We start from the raw sequence: 20,969 nt of genomic DNA, 5'->3' as shown, positions 1-20,969 counted from the left end.
CTAGACCTGTAGCCTTCTTTGTAGGGCGGGAAGCCCTTGTCGAGCGGATGATCGTCAGGAGTCGAGTCGTAGCAGACTCGGCACCGGTCGTTCATCTGATCGACGGGATGGCGGGAAGCGGCAAGACGACCCTCGCCGTGCATGTCGCCAGACGGCTGGCGACTTCGCACCCGGATGGCCAACTCTTCATCGACCTGCGTGGTCACGACGAGGGCAACGTGATGGATCCGGCGACCGCCCTCGTGGTGCTACTCCGCCAGTTGGGTGTGCCGGCAGCCCGAATTCCAGTGGATTTGGACGAGCGACGAGGGCTGTGGCGCAGGGAACTGTCCGTACGCCGTGCGGTCGTCGTTCTCGACAATGCGGCTGACAGTGAGCAGGTGACTCCACTGTTGCCGGTCACGGCGTCGTCGGTCATTCTGATCAGTTCCCGTCGGCGACTTCTCGACCTTGATGTGGGGCCTCCTGAATCCCTGTCCGTGCTGTCGTCCGAAGAGGCTGTCCGGCTGCTCGCGGTCAGCGCTGGGGAGGAGCGGGTGCACGCAGACCCTGAATCCGCCGCAGAGATCGTGCACAGCTGTGGTTACCTGCCGCTGGCCATCCGGCTGGTCGGGTCGCGACTAGCTCACCGGCGCAACCGCCGACTGGTTGACGTAGCCGCGCGTTTGGCCGCGAACGAGTCAGGGTTGGCCAGCTTCGGAACAGGTGAGCGCAGCGTCGCTGCGGCCTTCGCCGCCTCGTATGAGCCGTTGAACGAGGTGAGTAAGCGGGTGTTCCGCTTACTTGGTCTACATTCTGGGCACTACTGCATCAGCATGGTAGCGGCGATGTCCGGGTTGTCATACGCGAAAGCTGCTCAAACTCTCGACGAGCTGGTCGACCGTCATCTGATCGAAGAATCGGAGGTCGGTCGTTACCGGATGCACGATCTGGTTCGACAATACGCTCGCGAAAAGTGCCTGGAGACAGATTCGGACAAGGTGCGAGGTGCTGCGCTTGCCAATTTGCTTGACCAGGTCATGCAACTGTCGATCGTCGCTACGAAATCATTGAACAGACTCGTCGACATCTACGGCGACATTGGCGACGTGGTACCGGAGCGGCCCGATCTCGTGCCCGGACCCGAGGCGGTCGACGTCGATTGGGTCGAGCGGGAGCGTGGTAACTTAAATCTCTTCATCGAACTGGCTGCGAAGGACTCTTTTCATGGGTACACCTGGAAGATGGCCCGCGTACTTTGGCGCTTCTACTACGTGCGGGGTTATTTTGAGGATATTCAGCTTACGCACGAATTGGGGCTTGCTGCCGCACAACAGTCGGGGAACGGCCGGGCGACCGGCATCATGAACAATTATCTCGCCTCGGCGCTGACCAAGACCGGATCACATCAACAGGCGGTGCAGTGCTTGAAGGCTGCGCTGGCGGTGGCCGAGGCGAGCGGAGCCCGTGGTGACATCGCCAGGATTCGAGGAAACCTGAGCGTGGTCTATTGCGTGAGAGGCGATTTTCAGCAGTCCGCTGATCTTGCCATCGCCGCCCTCCGTGATCTTCCGAGGCGTCTGATCGGTCAGGTTCGGGTACACCTGCCGAACGTCGGTATAGCCCTCAACTGGTTGGGCCGCTACGAGGAAGCGCTGCGAACGCACCGCCTTCATCTGCTCTGGGCCCGGGTGGAAGACGATCGCTATCAGATCGCCAACGCGTTGAGCCACATCGCCGCCGTACGGGTGCGCTTAGGGGAGCACGCTCAGGCGCTGCGGCTGCTGCGGTCCGCCATGGTGCTATACGCACAGACCGGTCACCGGCACGGAGAAGGGGACGCACGTAATGCCATGGCCGTTGCGTACCGGGGTGCAGGCCAACTTGCGGAAGCCCGGCGGCAGCACGAGCTTGCGCTGGAACTTACCTCCCTTTCGGCCGAGATGCAGGCGGAGTGCAGTGCGCTGAACGAGTTTGGCCTGACGCTGGCGGCTGACGGCGACATCGACGCTGCTGTGCGGGCACACAAGCGAGCACTTGATCTATCGGTCCGGATCGACAACAGGTACGAGCAGGCCCGGGCGCTTGCCGGTTTGGCCGAGCACCTGCTGAGCACGGACCCGACCGAGGCTCGCCGGCACCTGGAGCGCGCACTTGTGCTCATCGTGCCAACCGGCGCACCGGAGCGGTTCGAGATCGAGCGCCGTCTCGCCACGCTGAAGCAGAGCACACCGACTTGTTGAGGTGCATGCCTCCCCGGCCGGACAGGATCTGACAACAGTCATCGGCCCATCGGATTGGTTCCTTATCGACTTCTTATCGCCGGGCTCGCTAGCGTCCGGGACGTTCGCCGACGGGGGGAGATCCGACAGTTGCCGGATCTCGTCGCGACCCCTGCCCCCGGGTCTACCCCAGCAGCCCGAGGCAGGCTGGTGAGGAAGGAGCGGCGTCCCCGCGCCGCTCCTTCCGAGCTACGGAACCGTCCCGTCACACCGCAGCGATAGGCTCGCGACCGTGACCGAACCCGCCCAGCTCACCCACGTGGACACCGCCGGCGCGGCGCGCATGGTCGATGTTTCCGCCAAACAGGTCACCGGTCGTGCGGCGACGGCCGCCGGCCGGTTACGGACCACCCGCGCGGTGATCGACCTGCTACGCGGGGAGGGTCTGCCGAAGGGCGATGCCCTGGCGGTCGGGCGGCTGGCCGGCATCATGGGCGCCAAGCGCACCCCCGACCTGATTCCGCTGTGCCATCCGATCGCCCTGCACGGCGTCACTGTCGACCTGACGCTCACCGCCGACACCGTCGAGATCACCGCGACCGCCCGCACCGCCGACCGCACCGGGGTGGAGATGGAGGCCCTGACCGCGGTCGCGGTCGCCGGACTCGCTCTTGTCGACATGGTCAAGGCCGTTGATCCGGCGGCCAGCGTCGACGCGGTCCGGGTGCTCCGGAAGGAAGGCGGCAAGACCGGTCTGTGGGAACGCCCGGAGGATCGACAGTGATCCGCGCCCGGGTGGTGGTGGCTTCCAACCGGGCCGCAGCCGGTGTCTACGCCGACACCAGCGGCCCGCTCCTCGTCGCCGGCCTGCGCGAGTTGGGCTGCACGGTCGACGAACCGGTGGTCGTACCGGACGGCGAGCCGGTCGGCCGGGCAGTCGCGGCGGCGGTCGCGGACGGCGTCGACGTGGTGCTGACCAGCGGCGGCACCGGGGTCACCCCCACCGATCGCACGCCTGACGTGACCCGGGCACTACTCGACTACGAGGTGCCCGGCATCGCCGAGGCGATCCGCGCGCACAGTCGCGACAAGGTGCCCACCGCCATGCTCTCCCGCGGGGTGGCCGGGGTGGCCGACCGTACGCTCGTGGTCAACCTGCCCGGCTCGACCGGCGGGGCGCGGGACGGCCTAGCCGTGCTGGGGCCGATTCTGGCTCACACCGTCGACCAGTTGCGCGGTGGCGACCACCCGGCGGCCGGTTAGGCTCGGCCGGTGAGAACGGAAACCGCCTCCACCGACGAGGTCTCCGCGTCACCACCGGCCGACTGGGCGCAGGCGCGCTCCCGGGTGTACGCGGCCGGCCTGGCCGCCGCGCTGCCCGCTGTCGAGCGGCCGGTCGCCGAGACCGACGGGCACACCCTCGCCGCACCGCTCACCCCTCGGACGGACCTGCCGGCGTTTCCGACGTCGAGTGTGGACGGCTGGGCGGTGCGTGGCGGCGGCCCGTGGCAGGTCGTCGGGCGGGTCCTCGCGGGCGGTGAGGCCGCCCCGTTGACCGAGGACGGGACGACTGTCGAGATCGCCACCGGGGCGATGGTGCCGGCGGGTGCCTCGGCGGTGCTGCGGGTGGAGGAGTCGAGACGTACCCCGGAAGGGTTTGTCGACGGCGTGCCGCGCGCCACGCCGGAGTGGCGACAGCCCGGCGAGGAGGCGGTCGCGGGTGAGGAACTGCTGCCGGCCGGGACGCCTATCGACCCGGGCGTCATCGGCCTGGCCGCCTCGTGCGGTTACGACACCCTGCGGGTTCGCCGGCAGCCCCGGGCCGCGCTGCTGGTCTTCGGCGACGAACTCCTCACGGCGGGTCCGCCGGGTGCCGGGCGGGTCCGGGACGCGCTGGGCCCGGCGGTGCCGGGCTGGCTGCGCCGATACGGCTGCCGGATGGATTCGAACGCGGTGGTGGGCCCGGTCGCCGACACGCTGCCTGCCCACCTGGCCGCGCTGCGTGCTGCCCTGGCCGACGCGGACCTGGTCTGCACCACGGGTGGCACCATGCACGGCCCGGTCGACCACCTGCACCCGGCGCTGGCGGCGTTGGACGCCGACTACGTGGTCAACACGGTAGCGGTGCGTCCCGGCTTCCCGATGCTGCTGGCCCGGCTGGTCGGTGCCGACGGGCAGGTCCGGTTCGTCGCCGGGCTGCCAGGTAATCCGCAGTCCGCCGTCATCGCGATGGTGTCTCTTGTCGCCCCGCTGCTGGCCGGGCTCGCCGGTCGGCCGTTGCCGGTGCTGCCGCACGCCGTCCTCACCGAGCCCGTCCCCGGTCGTGGCGACCACACCCACCTGGCGCTGGTCCGACTCGACCGGGTCGCCGGAACGGCTCATCCGGTCCGGCACGTCGGCTCGGCCATGTTGCGGGGGCTCGCCAACGCGGACGGGTTCGCCGTGATCAGTCCGGGCACCACCGGCTCGGTGGGTGACCGGGTGCCGATCGTGCCGTTGCCGTTGCTACCTGGGGAGCGGGCATGGTGACAGTCGTCAGCACCGTCACTGACCAGCCGTTGGATCTCGCCGCGCACGAGGCGGCGGTCGCCGACAGCCGGGCCGGTGCGGTGGTGTCGTTCGCCGGGGTGGTGCGCGACCACGACCACGGACGGTCCGTGACCAGCCTGGAGTACGAAGGCCACCCGAACGCCGGCAAGGTGCTCCAGGAGGTCGCCGACGAGATCGCCGCCGACCCGGACGTGTACGCCGTGGCGGTGTCGCACCGGATCGGCCCACTGGCCATCGGCGACGTGGCTCTGGCAGCGGCGGTCAGCACCGCCCACCGGGCCGCCGCGTTCGCTGCCTGCGCACGTCTGGTGGACGAGGCGAAAGCCCGGCTGCCCATCTGGAAGCGGCAGGTCTTCGCCGACGGCACCGAGGAATGGGTCAACTGCCCCTGACCGGAGGGCCTAGCGCCGTCCGTACAGCATCGAGGCGCGAGCCGCCCGATCGGTGTGGAAGGCGGGTTCCGCGCCGGGCCGCCAGGGCAGGGCGGCGACCAGCACGATCAGCGCCAGCGCGAGGGAGTTCTCCATCAACGCGCCGAACAGCCCGTCCTCGTAGTGGGAGACCTCCGGCAACTGGTGTTCGTACGGCCAGATGGGGGAGATCAGGAAGAGCAGGTAGAGCCCGATGGCGGCGATGCCGTGGCGGAACCCGGTCAATGTCGGGTACCAGATCGGCGGCCGGAGGGTGGACACTGCCGGCGGCCCGCCGTAGGTCCCTGGCGTGGAGCGCAGCACCGGTCCCCGGCTGGCGTCATGCCGCCGGATCGCGGCGTCGGCCAGGATGATGATCGCCGGGATCACCCAGACGAGGTGATGCGTCCAGGAGATCGGGCTGATCACGTTGGCGGTCAGGCCGACGAGCGTGAAGGCGGTCAACTCGTCGCCGTCGGAGTGGGCGTTGGACGCCCGGGACAGGCCGAGCGCCAGCACCAGCACGGAGAAGGCGAGCCAGAGCAGGCCGGGGGTCTCGATCGAGTCGTAGAGCCGGGCCAGCAGGCCGGCCAGCGACTGGTTCGGCGTCATGTCGGCGGCACCCACCCGCTCGGTCTGCCACAACACGCTGCCGAAGTAGTCGCGGGACTCCGCACCGACGATGCCGAAGCTGCCGATGGTCACTGCGACGGCGGTGCCGATGGCAGTGCCGGCGACCCGCCACTGTCGAGTGATCATCAGATAGAAGATGAACAGTGCCGGGGTCAGCTTGACGGCGGTGGCCAGGCCGATGCCCACGCCGGCCCAGGCGCCGCCGTAGATGAACCGCAGCAGCGGGCCGTCGTTCTCGGCCTGATGGGTGCCCCGGCGGGACCGCCAGCGCAGGGCGATCAGGTCGGCCAGGATCAGCGCGAACAGCAGCAGATTGACCTGCCCGTAGCCGAGGGTTTCCCGGGTGGGTTCGATGGCGGCGGCGAGCGGCGTGGCGATGGCCACCGTGTACCACAGTGGCCAGCCCAACCGGTCGACGATCGGGCGCAGCAGCGCGGCCAGCACCACGGCCAGTGCGGCGATGCTGACCGTGGCGTTCACCAGCCCGGCCAGGGTGACCGGCAGGTGCGCCATCGGCAGCATGGCCAGCCCGGCGAAGGGCGGGTAGGTGAAACCCAGGGTCGTGTCGGGCGCGACGAACTCGTACAGCTCGTGACCGCTCGCCCACCAGACCACCGCGCCGTGGTAGATCTTCATGTCGAAGAAGTTGTACGGACGCCCGAACGCGCCGATGGCAAGCCATGCGGCGTAGGCGACGGCGGCGACGATGCCCGCCCGTACGACTGTCCTACGATCGATCCCACGCGTTACGCGACGGACTGTGGCGAGGCGGTCCAGCCCTCTACCGACGATCGTCGGCATGGCGTGGCCACCCCCGTACCAAGGTCGTCCTACCCGTCCAGGTCCAGTACGGAGCCTAGAACGGCGCCTCACGTCAGTGCCTCCCGCGTTATGCGACCGTGTCCGATCCCACACATTCTTTTGACATTTCCACCGCGTTAACGCCTACCGGGCGGTTCAGGTGATTCGCGGTTTTAGCGGGGGTGGGGATGGACGATCCGCAGCTCAGCCGGGGAGTCGCCGAGCGGTGGAGGCGGACCGCATGGCGATCCGGGCCTCCCGGCGTGCGGTCCGGACGGCACGGCGTACCGACCGTCGGGAGTGGCCGATCCGGTGACCGGCCCGCCAGCGTAGCCCTGGCTTACCCTCCGTGTCGGCCGCCGCGAGCAACAACCCACCGAAGAGACCCAGGTTCTTCAGGAAGTGCACCTGGTTGTTGTTCTTTGCGACCGGGTCGTCGTTGCGCCAGAAGGGGTGCCCGGCGAGGGTCACCGGGATCAGCGTGCCGGCCAGCACCAGCGCCGCCGGCCGGGTGAAGCGCCCGGTGGCCAGCATCAGCCCGGCACCGAACTGCACTGCCGAGTTGGCCCGGATCAGGGTTTCAGTGTCCGTGGGGATCCGCGGATCCGCGCGCTCCAGCAGCGGAGTCACCCGATCGGTGACTGGTTTCGCGGTGGGCACCAGGCGGCCGGGGTTGGCGAAGTTACGGGCGCCACTGACCACGAAGATGCCGCTCAACATGGCGCGGGCGAGGGATCGTACGGGCGTCATGGAACAGTCATACCCTGTCCGGGGCGTTGGTACGCCCCGCAACGGGGGATGTCGATCGATCGGGTGCTCGGCGACGCCGCGCCCGGGTTGCCCGACCGTCCCGGATGGACGTGCTGTCGGGTGTACCCTACGCCGCGTGACGACGCTGCGGCTGCGACCCGAGGACCCGGCTGACACCGGCGCGATCCGCCGGGTACTGGCTGCGGCCTTCGCCCGGCCCGACGTGGCGGTACCGCCTGAGGTACGCCTCGTGGACGAACTGCGCGGCAGCGAGGCGTGGCTGCCGGAGCTGGCGATGGTGGCCGAGTACGGCGGTGAGATCGTCGGGTGCGCCCTGCTCACCCGGGTGCATGTGACCTCGGGCGCGACCAGCACACCGGCACTGGCGATGGGCCCGGTGGCGGTGGCGCCGCACCGGCAACGGATCGGGCTCGGCGCCTCGGTGGTGCAGGCCGCGCTGGAGGCGGCGACGGAGCTCGGCGAGCGGCTGGTGGTGGTGCTCGGCGACCCGGCCTACTACCGGCGCTTCGGCTTCAGCCGAGCGGACCAGTTGGGCCTGACCAGCCCCTGGTCCGGCCTTGGGGAGCCCTGGCAGGCGCTGGTCCTGCCGCCGGCGACAAGCGGCGAGCCGCCACCGCCGCAGGGTGAGGTGGTCTTCCCGCCGCCCTGGTCCAAGGTCTGACTGCCTCAGGTGGTGCCCGGTTCGGAAACGTGGACAGTTCCCGTTGACGACGAACGCGAACTGTCCAAGATTTAGTGGGGTTGCCCGCTCCGTCTACGTTGACCGGGCGCTTATGCGGGAGCAGTGCGCGCACCTGGTGGCGTGCGCCGCGCAGCCCACCACGTCGATCCACGTCGTGCCCGCGTCGGTGGGGATGTACCCAGGTCTGGGCGGGCCCTTCACCCTCGCCGAGCTGGACGACGGCAGCGTGCTCGGTCACGCCGACAGCCAGGCGGAGGCGAAGATCATCGATCAGCCTGCGGAAGTTGCTACCCTGGCCCGCAGGTGGGAACGCATCCGTGGTGAGGCGCTGTCACGGGCGCAGTCCCTGGCACTCCTCAGGGAAGCGGCAGCAGCATGGACATGACCGGCGCGCAGTGGCGCAAGAGCAGCAAGAGCGGCAACAACGGCGGAAACTGTGTCGAGGTCGCCGACAACCTTCCCGGCGTCGTCCTCGTCCGGGACACGAAGGACCGTGACGGCGGGACGCTCAGCTTCCAGCCGGCGGCGTGGCGCGGCTTCGTCGAGGCGGCGAAGACCGGCCGCCCGACCGCCTGACGCACCTCACCAGCAGCCCTCGGTCACCGGCCGAGGGCTGCTGTCTGCGCCGACCGCCAGTCAGCCCGTGCCGCCAGTCGGATCTGTGGCAGCGGAGCAACCCCAGCCCCGGCGTGTCGGACACCTGCACTGTCACAGATCGGGCGGCTCACGGCCCGGGTCAGGCGGGTTGGGTGCGCAGGTAGCGGCCGAAGTGCGGGACAGTGAAGGCGACAGTGCCGCGCTCACCGGAGTAGATCAAGCCCTTCTTGATCAACGCATCCCGGGCCGGTGAGAGGCTGGCGGGCTTACGGCCCAGCGCCCGGGCGATCTCGGCGGTCGGCACCGCCGCATCCATGTCGTCCCGGCCGCCGCCGTCGGTCTCCCCTTCGACGAGCGACAGCATCGCCATCGCCCGCATGTACTCCCGCTCGGCGGGAGTGGCCCGCTCGAAGCGGGAACCGAAGAAGCCGACAGCCAACTCCGCCTCGGCCTCCGGTGCGGCGACGCGTACGTCGGCCGGGGTGATCGGTGACCTGGGGGCGTGGTCCCAGGTGGCCTTCCCGTACGCCTGCACGAAGTACGGATAGCCGCCGGACTTCTCGTAGAGCAGGTCGAGCGCTTTCGCCTCGTACTCGACGTCCTCCCGCTCGGCCGGCGCGCAGAGCGCGTGGTCGGCGGCGATCCGGTCGAGACGGTCGATGCGCTGGTAGCGGAAGAGCCGCTCGGAGTACGACTTGGCGGCGCTCAGCACCGCCGGCAGGTGTGGCAGGCCGGCGCCGACCACGATCAGCGGCGCGCCGAGCTGGGAAAGCTCGTGGCAGGCGGCGCAGAGCGCGGAGACATCCTCCGGCCCGAGGTCCTGCATCTCGTCGATGAAGATGGCCACGCCGGTGCCGACGTCGCTGGCGACCGATGCGGCATCGGTGAGGAGTTCGACCAGGTCGATCTCGATGTCGCCGGAGTCGGCCCGCCCACTTGCCGCCGGAACGTCGATGCCGGGCTGCCAACGGTCACGCAGTTTTGGGGCGGCCCCACCGCGCCCGGTCGGAGCACCCCGTTGGGCGAAGGCCTTGAGCACCCCGAGGAAGGCGTCGATCCGCTCCGGTGCGCGGTGCCTCGGTGCCAACTCCCGAACGGCCATGTGCAGCGCGGCTGCGATCGGCCGGCGTAGCGACTGGTCCGGCCGTGCCTCGATCTTGCCGCTGCCCCAGAGCCTGTTGATCGCCTGGGAGCGCAGCGTGTTCAGCAGGACGGTCTTGCCGACGCCGCGCAGGCCGGTGAGCATCAGGCTGCGCTCCGGTCGACCCCGCGCGATGCGTTCCAACACGATGTCGAAGACGTCCAGTTCCCGCCCCCGCCCGGCAAGCTCGGGCGGACGCTGGCCGGCGCCCGGCGCGTACGGGTTGCGGACCGGATCCACGCATCGCAGAGTATCGGGCCGTCTAGAGGAGAGGCTAGACATGGATAGACGGCGGTACCGGCGTGTTGCCCTCGACCAAAAACTAGTGCTGTCTAGCCTCCAGGCTAGACAGCACTAGTTTTGGTAATCGGTGGTCAGCCGCGCTGCTTCAGGCAGAGTACGAAGTCCAGGGAGTCCAGCTCGCTGTCGTAGAAGTACCAGTTGGTGTAGCCGTCCACAGCGGCGCACTTCTCCTCGGCATCACGCTCGCCGCTGGTCTTGCCGTCGAAGCGCCGCAGCACCTCGTAAGACCGTGGCTCACACTCACTGAGCAGCAACTTGGGCTTGCCGCCGGCGGCGGCGTCGTTGCGTACGCACTGCCCGGCCTCCACGAAGCGAGGATCGGTGGACGATGCGGGGGCCGGATCGTCCGACGGGGTCTCCGCGTCCTGCGCGTCAGGTGCGGGTGCCGCCTCGTTCGTCGGCGCGGACACTGGGGTCGGTGTCTCGTCGTCCTGCCCGACCAGGTAGAACGCTGTCGCACCGCCCAGCACCAGCACCAGCGCTGCGGTCAGGACGAGGAGCATCCGTCCGCGTCGGCGCTCCGACGGCGGCGTGGGTGTCCCTGCGTACCCGGTCTCGGTGGCGTGCTGCTCGGTGTGCTGCGGCCACGAGTCCGGTGCCTGTGGGACGTGTCCCGGCCCGGTCGTGTCGTACCGACCGCCGCCCTGACCCCCAGGCTCGTAGGACTCGCCGCCCCGGTAGCCCCGCCCGGGCCCGTATTCCTGCCCGGGCCCGTAGCCCTGCCCGGCCCCGTATTCCTGCCCCGCCCCGTAGCCCTGCCCGGGGCCGTAGCCCTGGCCGGGCCCGTGGACCGGCCCTGAGGTGTGACCATGGGACGGGTCACCGTAGGGATGGGCGGACTCGTAGCTCCAGCGCGGATCGTGCGGCGGCTGCGCCTCGGGCGGCTGACCGTGACCGTGCCACTGGCCGGCCTGCGGCTCGTGCCACGGCTGCTCACCGGGCTGCGGCTCGTGCCACGGCTGCGAGCCTGAACCCGATGGTCCGTAGTTCGCCATGCACGCCCTCCTGAGCCTTCGGGTGGAACCGGGTGACCTCGCGCCTGCCGGAAGGGTAGCGGGCACCGATGTGACCCACAGTGGTTACCGGTGAACAGGGCCCGTCGTGCCGACCGTACCGTTCGGCCGACCGTCAGATGAGGCGTAGCTGACGGTCCTTGGGTCGTCGGGGGCCCTCGCTGTCGCCGAGCCGTTCGAACAGGCCCGGGTCCACCACGTCGAGGAACGGCGACGGACGGCAGTCCCGCTCCGAGCCGTGCCGGAACCGGCGGGCGGCGTGACTGACGTAGAGCCGGTCCTGGGCGCGGGTCAACCCGACGAAGAAGAGCCGCCGCTCCTCGGCCACTGCCGCCTCGTCGGGCGCGGTGCCGGGCCAGCGCAGTGGCAGCAGGCCGTCCTCGACACCGACCAGGAAGACCACTGGAAACTCCAGCCCCTTCGCGGCGTGCAGGGTCAACAGGGTGACCGCCTCGGCACGCGGGTCGAGCGCGTCCACCTCCGCGCCGGTGGCGAGCTGCGACAGGAACGTCTCCAGGTCGTCACCGCAGCGACGGGCCAGCGGCGTCAACAGGTCGACGGCGGTCCGGACATCCTCCGGGCGTACCCCGCCGGAACCGTCCAGGGTCGGTGTGGCGAACCGGTCCGCGAGCACCTGGCCGGCGAGGCGTACCCGTGCGGGCAGGGCACCCTCGACACCGGGGGCGTGCCGCAGCTCGCGAGCGATGGCGGCCACCCCGGGACGGTCCCGCAGCCGGTCGTGCGAGCGTTTCTGCACCGGGATGTTGGCCCGGGCCAGGGCGTCCACTATCGGCGCGGCCTGCGAGTCGGTGCGGTACAACACGGCGATGTCCGAGAAGGACAGCGTTGTCGACCGTCCGTCGATCCGCCCGGAGTCCAGCGACCTGTGGGACAGACCGCCGACCAGCTCGTCAACTGTGCGTACCACGAAGTCGGCCTCGTCGGCGACGGCGGCCGCGGCGTACCGGCCGACGAGCGCCGCCTCCGGGTCCAGGCGGGCCGGATCCAACCGGCGGCCCCGCACCAGCGACGACGGCGCGATGGCCTGCACCGCAGCGGCCAGGATCGGCGCGGAGGACCGGTAGTTGCGGTTGAGCCGGACCAGCCGGGCGTCGGTGAAGTCCTGGGAGAAGCGCAGGAAGTATCCGACGTCGGCGCCCCGGAACGAGTAGATCGCCTGGTCCGGGTCGCCGATCGCGCACAGGTTCCCGTCGGCCGGACTGAGCAGGCGCAGCAACTCGTACTGCACCGCGTCGACGTCCTGGTACTCGTCCACGAAGATCCACCGCCACCGCTGCCGGTACCTGTCGACTAGCCTGCGGTCCTCCCGCAGCAACGCCACCGGCAGGGTGAGCAGCTCGTCCAGGTCCACCAGACCCTGCTTGCGCAGCAGCGCGGTGTAGCGGGCCGGGTCGTCCCCGGCATCGGTTCGCGCGGTCGTCCGCTCAGTGTCGTCGGCGATCCGGAAGCTCTCGGTCAGCCCGGCGGCCTCTGCGTTCTCACGCAGGATTGTCAACCCGAGGGAGTGGAAGGTGCCGACTGTGACATCCTCGGCGACCGGGCCGAGTAGTCCGTCGAGGCGGTGACGCAGTTCCTCCGCGGCCCGCCGGGTGAACGTGATGGCCAGACACTGCTCAGGAAAGACGTTCAGCTCGGCGCAGAGGTACGCGATGCGGTGGGTCAGGGTCCGCGTCTTGCCGGTGCCCGGACCGGCGACGATAAGCAGCGGGCCACCCGGCGCCGAGGCGGCCACCCGCTGCATCGCGTCGAGCCGGTCGAGCAGGCCGGTGCCGACCTCCTCCATGCCGGCGAGCATCGGTTCGAAGGGCTCGTGCGGCGAGGGCGCCGGCGCGATCGGTGGTGCCGGGGCCGCCGGCTTGCGCTTCGGCTCGGGCTTCGCCGACGAGCGCTTCGCCCCGGCCTCCGCCTTCACCGCAGTCTCCGGCGCGCGTCGCTGAGCGGGCACCGGTACGTCGAACAGCGTCTCCTGACCGGCGGAGACTCCCGCCCCAGCCAGTTCGGTCGGGTCGAACAGGGTGATCACGCCGTACTCGCCGTCGTAGCCCGGCACCCGGCGGACCTCGCCGCGACGGAGCCGACCGATGCCCTCGGCGAGCAGCTCGCCGCCGACCCGGCCGATCTCGTCAAGCGGTACCCGGGTCAGGATCTCCAACTCGGGGCCGAGCGCGGCGACCAGTTCGGTGAGCTTCCCCTCGACCCGCTTGGATCGCGGACCGACCTTGTTGAGCTCGCCGAGAATCTCGGCGAGCTGGATCAGGTGGGTGACCTCGGGCGCGTGCTGCGGCCGGTACCCGTCGGGCCGGTCGGCCAGATCCTCGACCCGGCTCAGTACCCCCACCGTCAACGGCTTGCCGCACTCCGGGCAGCGTCCGCCGGCCTCCCGGGTGCGCTCCGGAGCCCAGTTCACCCCGCAGAGCCGGTGGCCGTCGGCGTGGTACTTCCCCTCCTCCGGGAAGAACTCGATGGTCCCGGCCAGCCCGTCACCGGTACGCAGCGCCTCCCGGATGCCGAAGTAGTCCCGGGCCGAGGCGAAGACGGTGGCCTCGCGGGCGAGCGCGGGCGGCGAGTGCGCGTCGGAGTTGGAGACCAGCCGGTAGCGGTCCAGGCTGCCCACCCGCCAGTTCATCTCGGGGTCCGAGGAGAGCCCGGTCTCCACCGCGAAGATGTGGTCGGCGAGGTCGGCGTAACAGTCGGCGATCGCGTCGAAGCCGGACTTCGAGCCGAGGGCCGAGAACCACGGGGTCCAGATGTGCGCCGGTACGAGGTACCCGTCGCTGCTCGCCTCCAACGTGATCTCCAGCAGATCGCGCGAGTCCAGGCCGAGGATGGGGCGGCCGTCCGAGCCGAGGTTGCCGATCCGGCCGAGCGCGGCGTTGAACCGGCCCACCGCGTCCAGGTCCGGCAGGTAGATCAGGTGGTGGACCTTGCGCGTCCGGTCGTCCCGTTTGTAGATCGTGGAGATCTCCACGCTGAGCATGAACCGGACCGGATCGTTCTCCGCCTCGCTGGCCAGCCTGGGCGGCAGTCGACGGGCGATGTCCCGTTCCGCCTCCGGAGACAGCCGGTACAGGCCCGGCTCGGCGGGGTGCAGTGTCTCCCGCAGGTGGTCGTACCAGGCGGGATGGGTGAAGTCGCCGGTGCCGAGGACGGCGATGCCCTTGCGGCGCGCCCACCAGCCGAGGTTGGGCAGGGTCAGATCGCGGCTACAGGCCCGCGAGTACTTCGAGTGGATGTGCAGGTCCGCGACGAAGGGCGGAAGGCCACCGGGGGGTACGACGCTGAACGGGGGCACGCCGCATCCTGCCACGACCGGCCGCGCTCCCGCTCGGCGCCACGCACGGAGGTGAGCTGCGCTATGCCGAGCGGCGGAGTTCGACGAGGGTGACCTGAGGCTCCGCACCGACCCGTACCGGCGGCCCCCAGAAGCCGGCGCCGTTCGTCACGTAGACCTTCGTCCCGTCCACCTCACCGAGCCCGGAGACCACCGGCTGTTCGAGCCGGACCAGCAGGTTGAACGGGACGATCTGGCCGCCGTGGGTGTGGCCGGACAGTTGCAGGTCGACCCCGTACCTCGCCGCCTCCAGCGCGGCCACCGGCTGGTGGGCCAGCAGGACCACCGGCCGGGACGGGTCCCGGTCGCCGAGCGCGGCGTCGTAGTCCGGCGGAGCGGAGACGCCGCTGCCGACGGCGGAGACGTCGTTGACGCCGGCCAGGTCGATCACTCCACCGGGAGTGATGATCTCCAGCCGTTGATTCTGGAGCACCCGCAGCCCGAGCCGGTCGACCTCGGCCACCCACTCCTCCACGCCGGAGTAGTACTCGTGGTTGCCGGTGACGAAGTAGCTGCCGTACCGCGAGCGCAGGCCGCGCAGCGGTGCCGCGTCGTCGCCCAACTCGGCGACCGTGCCGTCGACCAGGTCGCCGACGACGGCGACGAGGTCGGCGTCCAGCCGGTTGATGGCGGCCACGATCCGCTCGGTGTGCGCCCGGCCGGTCAGCGGCCCGATGTGGATGTCCGACACGGTGGCGATGCGCAGACCGTCCATGCCGCGGGGCAGCTTGGCCAGCGGGATCTGTACCCGGTCCAGCCGGGGCGGGCCCATCGCGGTGCGTACGCCGTAGCCGACCAGGCCGGTGGCGGTGAGCCCGGCGAAGATCGCGGCACCACGGGCGAGCAGCAGGCGGCGGCCCGGATCGTGGTCGGGACCGACGGCACCGGCGGCCGGCGGAGTCGCCGGAGTGTCGCCGGCCGGCTGGGGTGGCTCGGCCGACTCGTCGATACCGGTCGCCCGCTCCGTCGACGCGCCGGGCCCGGCCGGGCCGACGAGTACGGGCTCCGGGGCGGCCAGTCCCGACCGACGGCGCAGCACCAGCCGCGTCACAAGCATCGGGACTTCCAGTACCACGAGGAGCACCAGCAGGTAGAACATCAGCGCGAGCCACAGGTAGCCCGGCCAGGCGAGCCAGTACATGCCGGCCCGCGTGCCGATCATCGTCGCCGGCACCAACAGGGCCAGCACCACTGCGGTGACCGTGCCGGCCCGCCGCCACCCTCCGGCGGCTGTGGTGTCCTTCACCAGGCGTTTCCACAGGTAGAGGTGGATCAACCCGGTGATCACGGCCAGGGTGGCGACGAAACCGAGAACCGCGAACACGTATGGATCCCCCTCAGCCGCCGGCGAAGGGAGGCAGGACGTCGATCGTCGCCCCAGCCGGCAGCGGCTTCTGCCGATCATGACAGGTCACGCCGTCGATCAGAAAACTCGACACCGCCAGCACCGACACCAACCGCCCGCCGTGCCGCTCGGCCAGCTCGGCAAGTAACTGGTCAAGTGAACGGCCCGCTGGGGTGACCTCCTCGGCGCGACCGGCCGCGGCCCGAGCACCGGCGAAGTAGCGGACGGTGACGTGCGCCATTGTCAGCCTCCGATGGCCGACATCGGCCGGGTCGGTTGCAGGAAGGACGGATCGTCGATGCCGTGCCCGGCCCGCTTGCTCAACGTCGCGGCCCGCCAGCGGCGAGCAAGCTCCTCGTCGTCGGCTCCGGCCCGCAACGCGCCGCGCAGGTCCGACTCCTCGGTGGCGAACAGGCAGTTGCGGATCTGCCCGTCGGCGGTGAGCCGGGTCCGGTCGCAGTCACCGCAGAACGGTCTCGTCACAGTGCCGATGACGCCGACCCGGGCCGGGCCGCCGTCGACCAGCCAGGTCTCGGCGGGAGCGGTGCCGCGTTCGGTCGGGTCCGGACTGAGGGCGTACGCGGCCCGCAACTCGGCCAGGATCTCGTCGGCGGTGACCATGGCAGCGCGATCCCAGCCGTGCTGTGCGTCAAGCGGCATCTGCTCGATGAACCGCAGCTCGTAGCCGTGGTCGAGGGCGAAACGCAGCAGCGCCGGTGCCTCGTCGTCGTTGACGCCGCGCATCAGCACAGCGTTGATCTTCACCGGGGTGAGCCCGGCGGTGGCCGCGCCGGCCAGGCCGGCCAGCACGTCGGCCAACCGGTCCCGGCGGGTGAGCCGGGTGAAGCGCTCCCGGTCCAGCGTGTCGAGTGAGACGTTGACCCGGTCGAGGCCGGCGGCGCGGAGCGCGGGGGCGAGCCGGTCCAGACCGATGCCGTTTGTGGTGAGCGAGATCCGGGGCCGCGGGTCGAGGGCCGCGACGGCTTCGACGATGCCGACCAGGCCGGGACGGATGAGCGGTTCGCCGCCGGTGAACCGCACCTCGTCGACCCCGAGCCGGCCCACCGCGACCCGGATCAGCCGGACCACCTCGTCGTCGGTGAGCAGTTGCGGCCCGGCCAGCCAGGGCAGGCCCTCGGCAGGCATGCAGTAGGTGCAGCGCAGGTTGCACTTGTCGGTCAGGGACACCCGCAGGTCCCGGGCGACGCGGCCGTACCTGTCGACGAGGCCGGTAGGCGGGGGCAGGCTCACCGCTCGACGGTAGCGCGGCAGGTCCCGTTCAGGGCGTCCCGGGCACTCCTGGTTACCAAATCGCGGTATGCGGCGCCGAAGAGCGCGGTGTGCACGAGCAGCAGGTGCAGCTGGTGCAGCGGCACCCGCTCCCGCCACCCGTCGGCAAGTGGCCAGCTCTCCTGGTACGCCGCCATGATCCGATCCTGGTGCGGAGGGCCACCGAAGAGCGCCAACTGGGCCAGGTCGGTCTCGCGGTGCCCACCGTGCGCCGCCGGGTCGACAAGCCAGACCCGGCCGTCACCGCCCCAGAGCAGGTTGCCCGGCCAGAGGTCGCCGTGGACGCGGGCGGGCGGCTCGTCGCCACCGAACTCGCCGATCCGGTCGATCACCTGCTCGACCAGGATGGCGTCGGCGCTGGTGAGGGCACCACCGTCGACCGACAGGCGCAGGTACGGCAGCAACCTTGCCCGGGCGAACCAGTCCGACCACGGGCCGTCATCCGGGGTGTTGTCCGCCGGCAGCGCACCGATGAACCCCGGCCACTGGGCGCCGAACGCCGACGCGCCCGTCCGGTGCAGCTCGGCCAACTCCCGCCCGAAACGGTCGGCCGCCTCGGGACTCGCTTCCCCCGGCTCGACCCACTCCAACGCCAGCAGTTCCGGCAACGCGACAAGCACCTCCGGTACGGCCACGGCACCGGCCTCGCGTAGCCAGCGCAGCCCGGCCGCCTCGGTGGCGAAGAACCCCTCCGGCACCGCCCGCCCCGCGTGCTCCGGCCAGGTCTTCGCGAACACCGAGTGACCGTCGTCAAGGGTCAGCCGGGAAGCCGCGCAGATGTCGCCGCCCGAGACCGGCGTCTCCCTGATCCGCTGATGGGTCAGGAAGGTGGGCAACTGCTCGGGATGCGCCCGCAGGTACGCCAGATCCATGCCCGCAAGGTATCGCTACCGGACTGCTCACCGGCTCCTGGACGGTCGCCGATTGGCCGTAAGCTGCGAAACTACGCCCGGTAACTGTGGATAACCCGCGTGTCGTCCACAGGGGCAGCGGGTCGCACCCGACGGCTCGCAGGCTGCCTGCATGAACTCGACAGACCTGCCCCGACTGTCCGTACGCTCTCCCGCCGACCTCATCGCCGCCGTGCCGTACCTGCTCGGCTTCCATCCTGCCGACAGCATCGTGGTGGTGGCGTTGTCCGGTAAGCGGATCGTCTTCGCCGCGCGCGGTGACCTGCCCGGCGACGCCGACCCCTATGAGCCAGGCCAGCACATCGCGGCGGTGACTGCCAGGCAGGGCGCCGACGCGGCCACGGTGATCGGCTACGGTCCGGCCGCCCGGGTGACCCCGGCGGTGGACGCGGTCCGGGCCGCGCTGGCTGAGGCAGGGCTGGCCGTGCTCGACGCGTTGCGGGTCACCGACGGGCGGTGGTGGTCCTACCTCTGCGACGAGCCGGAGTGCTGCCCGCCGGAGGGCACCCGCTACGACCCGGAGGCCAGCGCGGTGCCGGCGGCGGCGGTCTTCGCCGGCCAGGTGGCCCTGCCCGACCGGGCGGCCCTCGCCGCGCGGGTGGCTCCGGTCGGTGGGGAGGCGATGCGGCGGGCGGTCGAGCGGGCGGAGCAGCGGCTCACCGAGCTACTGGCCGGCGCGCCCGCCCCCGACCTGCTCGGCGCTCGGGCGCTACGGGCCGCCGGCACGGCGGCGGTACGGGCCACGATGCGGCGTCACCGGGACGGCGAACGGCTGACCGACGACGAACTGGCCTGGCTGGGCCTGCTTCTGACCCACCTTCCGGTGCGCGACCACGCCTGGGAGCGCACCGACGGCCGGGACGAGGACGTCGCATTCTGGGCCGAGGTGTTGCGTCGGGCCGAGCCGGAGCTGATCGCCGCGCCGGGCTCGCTGCTCGCGTTCGCCGCATGGCGGGACGGGCAGGGTGCGTTGGCGGCGGTGGCCCTGGAACGGGTGCTGGCCGAGCATCCGGACTACTCACTCGCCCTGCTGCTGGACGATCTGCTCCGTCGGGGAGTGCCCCCGTCCCGGCTGGACGGCTGGCCGGCCACCGGCCTGCCGAGAGCACGTCGTCGGGCGAGGCGGCGGGCGCGACGACGTCCCTGACGCCGGTTCTCCGAGCCCAGCCCAGTCGGCAGGTGTCGATGGCCGCTGCTCCGATGCCGGCGTCACGCCAGACCTGCGAGGCGGTGCGGGCGACCGGCGGGGTCACGGCCAGCAGGCGGCTGGCGGATAATCGCCGCATGTCCGAGCTCGGCCCTGGTGCGGCATGAGCGTTGCCCTGCTGCTGTCCCTGGCCGGGCTGGCGCTCGTGGACAGCACCAGCATCGGCACCCTGTTCATCCCGGTGTGGCTGCTGCTCGCCGCCGGGCCGGTGAGTGTCCGACGGGTCCTGACCTACCTCGGCACCATCGCCGGCTTCTACTTCGTGGTCGGGTTGCTGCTGTACTTCGGCGGCAGTGGCCTGGCCGAGTCGTTGGGCGGTGCGCTGGACAACCGGCCGGTGCTCTGGGGTCAACTGGCGCTCGGGGTCGGTCTGTTCGTGCTGAGCTTCCGTTACGACGGCAAGCGCGGTGCCGGTACGGGTCGGGTGCTCCGGTGGCGGGACCGGGTGACCACCGGTGACTCGTCGTCGCGTTGGCTGGTCGGGCTGGCGCTGTTCGCCGCGCTCGCCGAGGTGGCGACGATGCTGCCGTATCTCGGCGCGTTGGGCCTGCTCACCAACTCCGGACTGGCCGCGTCGACAAGCGTGGCGTTGCTCGCCGGCTACTGCTTGATCATGGTGCTTCCGGCGATGTTCCTGCTGGGCGCGCGGGTGGCCTGGCCGGGGCGGGTCGAGCCGGTGCTCGCCCGGCTCAACGCGTGGATCGTCCGCTCCTCGGGCAGCATGCTCGGCTGGGTTCTGGGCATCGCCGGCTTCCTGATCGCCCGCGACGCCGCGGTCCGGCTGGAACTGTTCGAGCTGCTGGCCCGCCGCTGACCGGTGGGTTCGGGGCGATCTCAGCTGGTGACCCGGTGCCCACCGGTGTAGACGTTCATCGTCCGTCCCCGGAGGAACCCGACAAGGGTCAGCCCTGCCTCGGTGGCCACGTCGACCGCGAGGGTGCTCGGCGCGGAAACCGCAGCGAGCAGCGGCACACCCGCCATCCACGCCTTCTGGGTCAGCTCGAAGCTTGCCCGACCCGACACGAGCAGCACGTGCCCGGCCAGCGGCAGTCGGTGTTCGCGTACCGCCCAGCCCACCACCTTGTCGACCGCGTTGTGTCGACCCACGTCCTCGCGTAGCACCACCAGTTCGCCGTCCGCGTCGAACAGGCCGGCGGCGTGCAGTCCGCCGGTGCGGTCGAAGCCCCGCTGCTCGGCCCGCAGTCGCTGGGGCAGCTCGGCCAACAGCTCCGCGGGCACGCTGAGCGGATCTTCGCTGACATCGAATAGCGACCGGGTACGCACCGCGTCGATGCTCGCCTTGCCGCACACCCCACAGGCGCTTGTGGTGTGGAAGTGCCGGGTCACGTCGCTGACCGGATCCGGCACTCCGGGAGCGAGGGTCACATCGACGACGTTGTAGGTGTTCGGGGTTTCCGTCCCGGCACACAACTGCGCGGTCGACACGTCGTCCGCCGAGCGGATCAGTCCCTCGGTGACGAGGAAGCCGATGGCCAGGTCGAGGTCGGCTCCGGGGGTACGCATGGTGACGGTCAGCGGCGGACGTCGCCCGGGTCCGGCGGGGCCGACCCGGATCTCCAACGGCTCCTCGGCGGCGAGCGTGTCCGGCCGCCGGACCCGGCGCCGGCCGGCCTCCGCCGCCTCCAGGTCCACCCGCACCACACCACGCCGCTCTGAAGCCCGTCCCACGTCCTCCATCCTGCCCCGCGTCGCCGGAATCGCCCCACGCCGCCCCCAACTCCCGCCCGCCCGGTGTTTCCGC

19 protein-coding genes and 1 pseudogene are annotated in these 20,969 nt (G+C 70.8%); 10 read left to right on the top strand and 10 right to left on the bottom strand.

Features of this window, described 5'->3' with window-relative positions; all coding sequences use genetic code 11:
* The 5 genes from Van01_RS19510 to Van01_RS19490 all read left to right on the top strand — a co-directional run.
* Positions 1–2,222 (top strand): ATP-binding protein (locus Van01_RS19510; RefSeq protein WP_204009234.1); only part of this gene is annotated, 2,222 nt, incomplete at its 5' end.
* A 271-nt stretch (positions 2,223–2,493) separates the two neighbouring features.
* Complete coding sequence (moaC, locus tag Van01_RS19505; protein WP_204009232.1) at positions 2,494–2,985, top strand: cyclic pyranopterin monophosphate synthase MoaC; 492 nt, start codon at positions 2,494–2,496, stop codon at positions 2,983–2,985.
* Positions 2,982–3,464, top strand: a complete 483-nt coding sequence (locus Van01_RS19500) for a MogA/MoaB family molybdenum cofactor biosynthesis protein (protein ID WP_204009222.1) — start codon at positions 2,982–2,984, stop codon at positions 3,462–3,464. The genes moaC and Van01_RS19500 overlap by 4 nt, the downstream gene beginning before the upstream one ends.
* Positions 3,465–3,473: 9 nt before the next feature.
* Positions 3,474–4,730: a molybdopterin molybdotransferase MoeA gene (locus tag Van01_RS19495; RefSeq protein WP_204009220.1), complete on the top strand. Its 1,257-nt coding sequence runs from the start codon at positions 3,474–3,476 to the stop codon at positions 4,728–4,730.
* Entirely contained in the window at positions 4,724–5,143 is a 420-nt protein-coding gene (locus tag Van01_RS19490) for a molybdenum cofactor biosynthesis protein MoaE (RefSeq protein WP_204009218.1), read from the top strand. Before Van01_RS19495 ends, Van01_RS19490 begins: the two co-directional genes overlap by 7 nt.
* Positions 5,144–5,152: 9 nt before the next feature.
* Here Van01_RS19490 and Van01_RS19485 read toward each other — a convergent pair whose 3' ends face one another.
* Both Van01_RS19485 and Van01_RS19480 read right to left on the bottom strand, forming a co-directional pair.
* A complete protein-coding gene (locus Van01_RS19485; protein WP_204009216.1) occupies positions 5,153–6,595 on the bottom strand; it encodes a glycosyltransferase 87 family protein in 1,443 nt (480 codons plus the stop codon).
* Between the two features lie 204 nt (positions 6,596–6,799).
* Positions 6,800–7,345, bottom strand: coding sequence for a DoxX family protein (locus tag Van01_RS19480; RefSeq protein WP_204009207.1), 546 nt, complete (start codon positions 7,343–7,345; stop codon positions 6,800–6,802).
* A gap of 136 nt (positions 7,346–7,481) precedes the next feature.
* On the opposite strand from Van01_RS19480, the gene Van01_RS19475 reads away from it, so the two are divergent.
* The 3 genes and pseudogenes from Van01_RS19475 (at position 7,482) to Van01_RS19465 (ending at position 8,624) form a co-directional block, all read left to right on the top strand.
* Positions 7,482–8,027, top strand: coding sequence for a GNAT family N-acetyltransferase (locus Van01_RS19475; protein ID WP_239099170.1), 546 nt, complete (start codon positions 7,482–7,484; stop codon positions 8,025–8,027).
* An 85-nt stretch (positions 8,028–8,112) separates the two neighbouring features.
* Positions 8,113–8,433: pseudogene (locus Van01_RS19470) on the top strand (Scr1 family TA system antitoxin-like transcriptional regulator); the annotation flags it as partial.
* The gene (locus Van01_RS19465; RefSeq protein WP_204009202.1) at positions 8,430–8,624 is read left to right on the top strand and encodes a DUF397 domain-containing protein; all 195 of its coding nucleotides are present in this window, start codon (positions 8,430–8,432) and stop codon (positions 8,622–8,624) included. The pseudogene Van01_RS19470 and the gene Van01_RS19465, both read left to right, overlap by 4 nt.
* 160 nt (positions 8,625–8,784) lie before the next feature.
* On the opposite strand, the gene Van01_RS19460 is transcribed toward Van01_RS19465, so the two are convergent.
* From Van01_RS19460 to Van01_RS19430, 7 genes are all read right to left on the bottom strand, one after another.
* Entirely contained in the window at positions 8,785–10,026 is a 1,242-nt protein-coding gene (locus tag Van01_RS19460; RefSeq protein ID WP_204009200.1) for an ATP-binding protein, read from the bottom strand.
* 134 nt (positions 10,027–10,160) lie between these two features.
* On the bottom strand, positions 10,161–11,084 hold the full coding sequence (locus Van01_RS19455; RefSeq protein WP_204009191.1) for an LppU/SCO3897 family protein: 924 nt from the start codon (positions 11,082–11,084) through the stop codon (positions 10,161–10,163).
* Positions 11,085–11,217: 133 nt separating this feature from the next.
* A complete protein-coding gene (locus tag Van01_RS19450) occupies positions 11,218–14,415 on the bottom strand; it encodes a UvrD-helicase domain-containing protein (protein ID WP_204009190.1) in 3,198 nt (1,065 codons plus the stop codon).
* 61 nt (positions 14,416–14,476) lie between these two features.
* Positions 14,477–15,778, bottom strand: coding sequence for a metallophosphoesterase (locus Van01_RS19445; RefSeq protein ID WP_204009188.1), 1,302 nt, complete (start codon positions 15,776–15,778; stop codon positions 14,477–14,479).
* Positions 15,779–15,791: 13 nt separating this feature from the next.
* Entirely contained in the window at positions 15,792–16,040 is a 249-nt protein-coding gene (locus tag Van01_RS19440) for a MoaD/ThiS family protein (protein ID WP_204009186.1), read from the bottom strand.
* 2 nt (positions 16,041–16,042) lie between these two features.
* Positions 16,043–17,050, bottom strand: a complete 1,008-nt coding sequence (gene moaA, locus Van01_RS19435; RefSeq protein ID WP_204009184.1) for a GTP 3',8-cyclase MoaA — start codon at positions 17,048–17,050, stop codon at positions 16,043–16,045.
* Positions 17,047–17,961 (bottom strand): fructosamine kinase family protein, encoded by a 915-nt coding sequence (locus Van01_RS19430; protein ID WP_204009182.1) that lies wholly within the window; start codon positions 17,959–17,961, stop codon positions 17,047–17,049. The genes moaA and Van01_RS19430 overlap by 4 nt, the downstream gene beginning before the upstream one ends.
* 151 nt (positions 17,962–18,112) lie before the next feature.
* Here Van01_RS19430 and Van01_RS19425 point away from each other — a divergent pair, with 151 nt between their 5' ends.
* Positions 18,113–19,147: a DUF4192 domain-containing protein gene (locus Van01_RS19425; protein ID WP_204009180.1), complete on the top strand. Its 1,035-nt coding sequence runs from the start codon at positions 18,113–18,115 to the stop codon at positions 19,145–19,147.
* A gap of 163 nt (positions 19,148–19,310) precedes the next feature.
* Positions 19,311–20,021, top strand: a complete 711-nt coding sequence (locus Van01_RS19420) for a GAP family protein (protein WP_204009178.1) — start codon at positions 19,311–19,313, stop codon at positions 20,019–20,021.
* A gap of 20 nt (positions 20,022–20,041) precedes the next feature.
* Here the strand turns inward: Van01_RS19420 and fdhD are convergent, their stop codons facing one another.
* Positions 20,042–20,896 (bottom strand): formate dehydrogenase accessory sulfurtransferase FdhD, encoded by an 855-nt coding sequence (fdhD, locus tag Van01_RS19415; protein WP_204009176.1) that lies wholly within the window; start codon positions 20,894–20,896, stop codon positions 20,042–20,044.
* Between the last annotated feature and the right edge of the window lie 73 nt (positions 20,897–20,969).

Origin of the sequence: Micromonospora andamanensis (assembly GCF_016863495.1) — a bacterium.
Lineage (GTDB): Bacteria > Actinomycetota > Actinomycetes > Mycobacteriales > Micromonosporaceae > Micromonospora > Micromonospora andamanensis.
The sequence above is the reverse complement of the archived record's forward strand: the minus strand, read 5'-3'. Positions and strand labels throughout refer to the sequence as shown.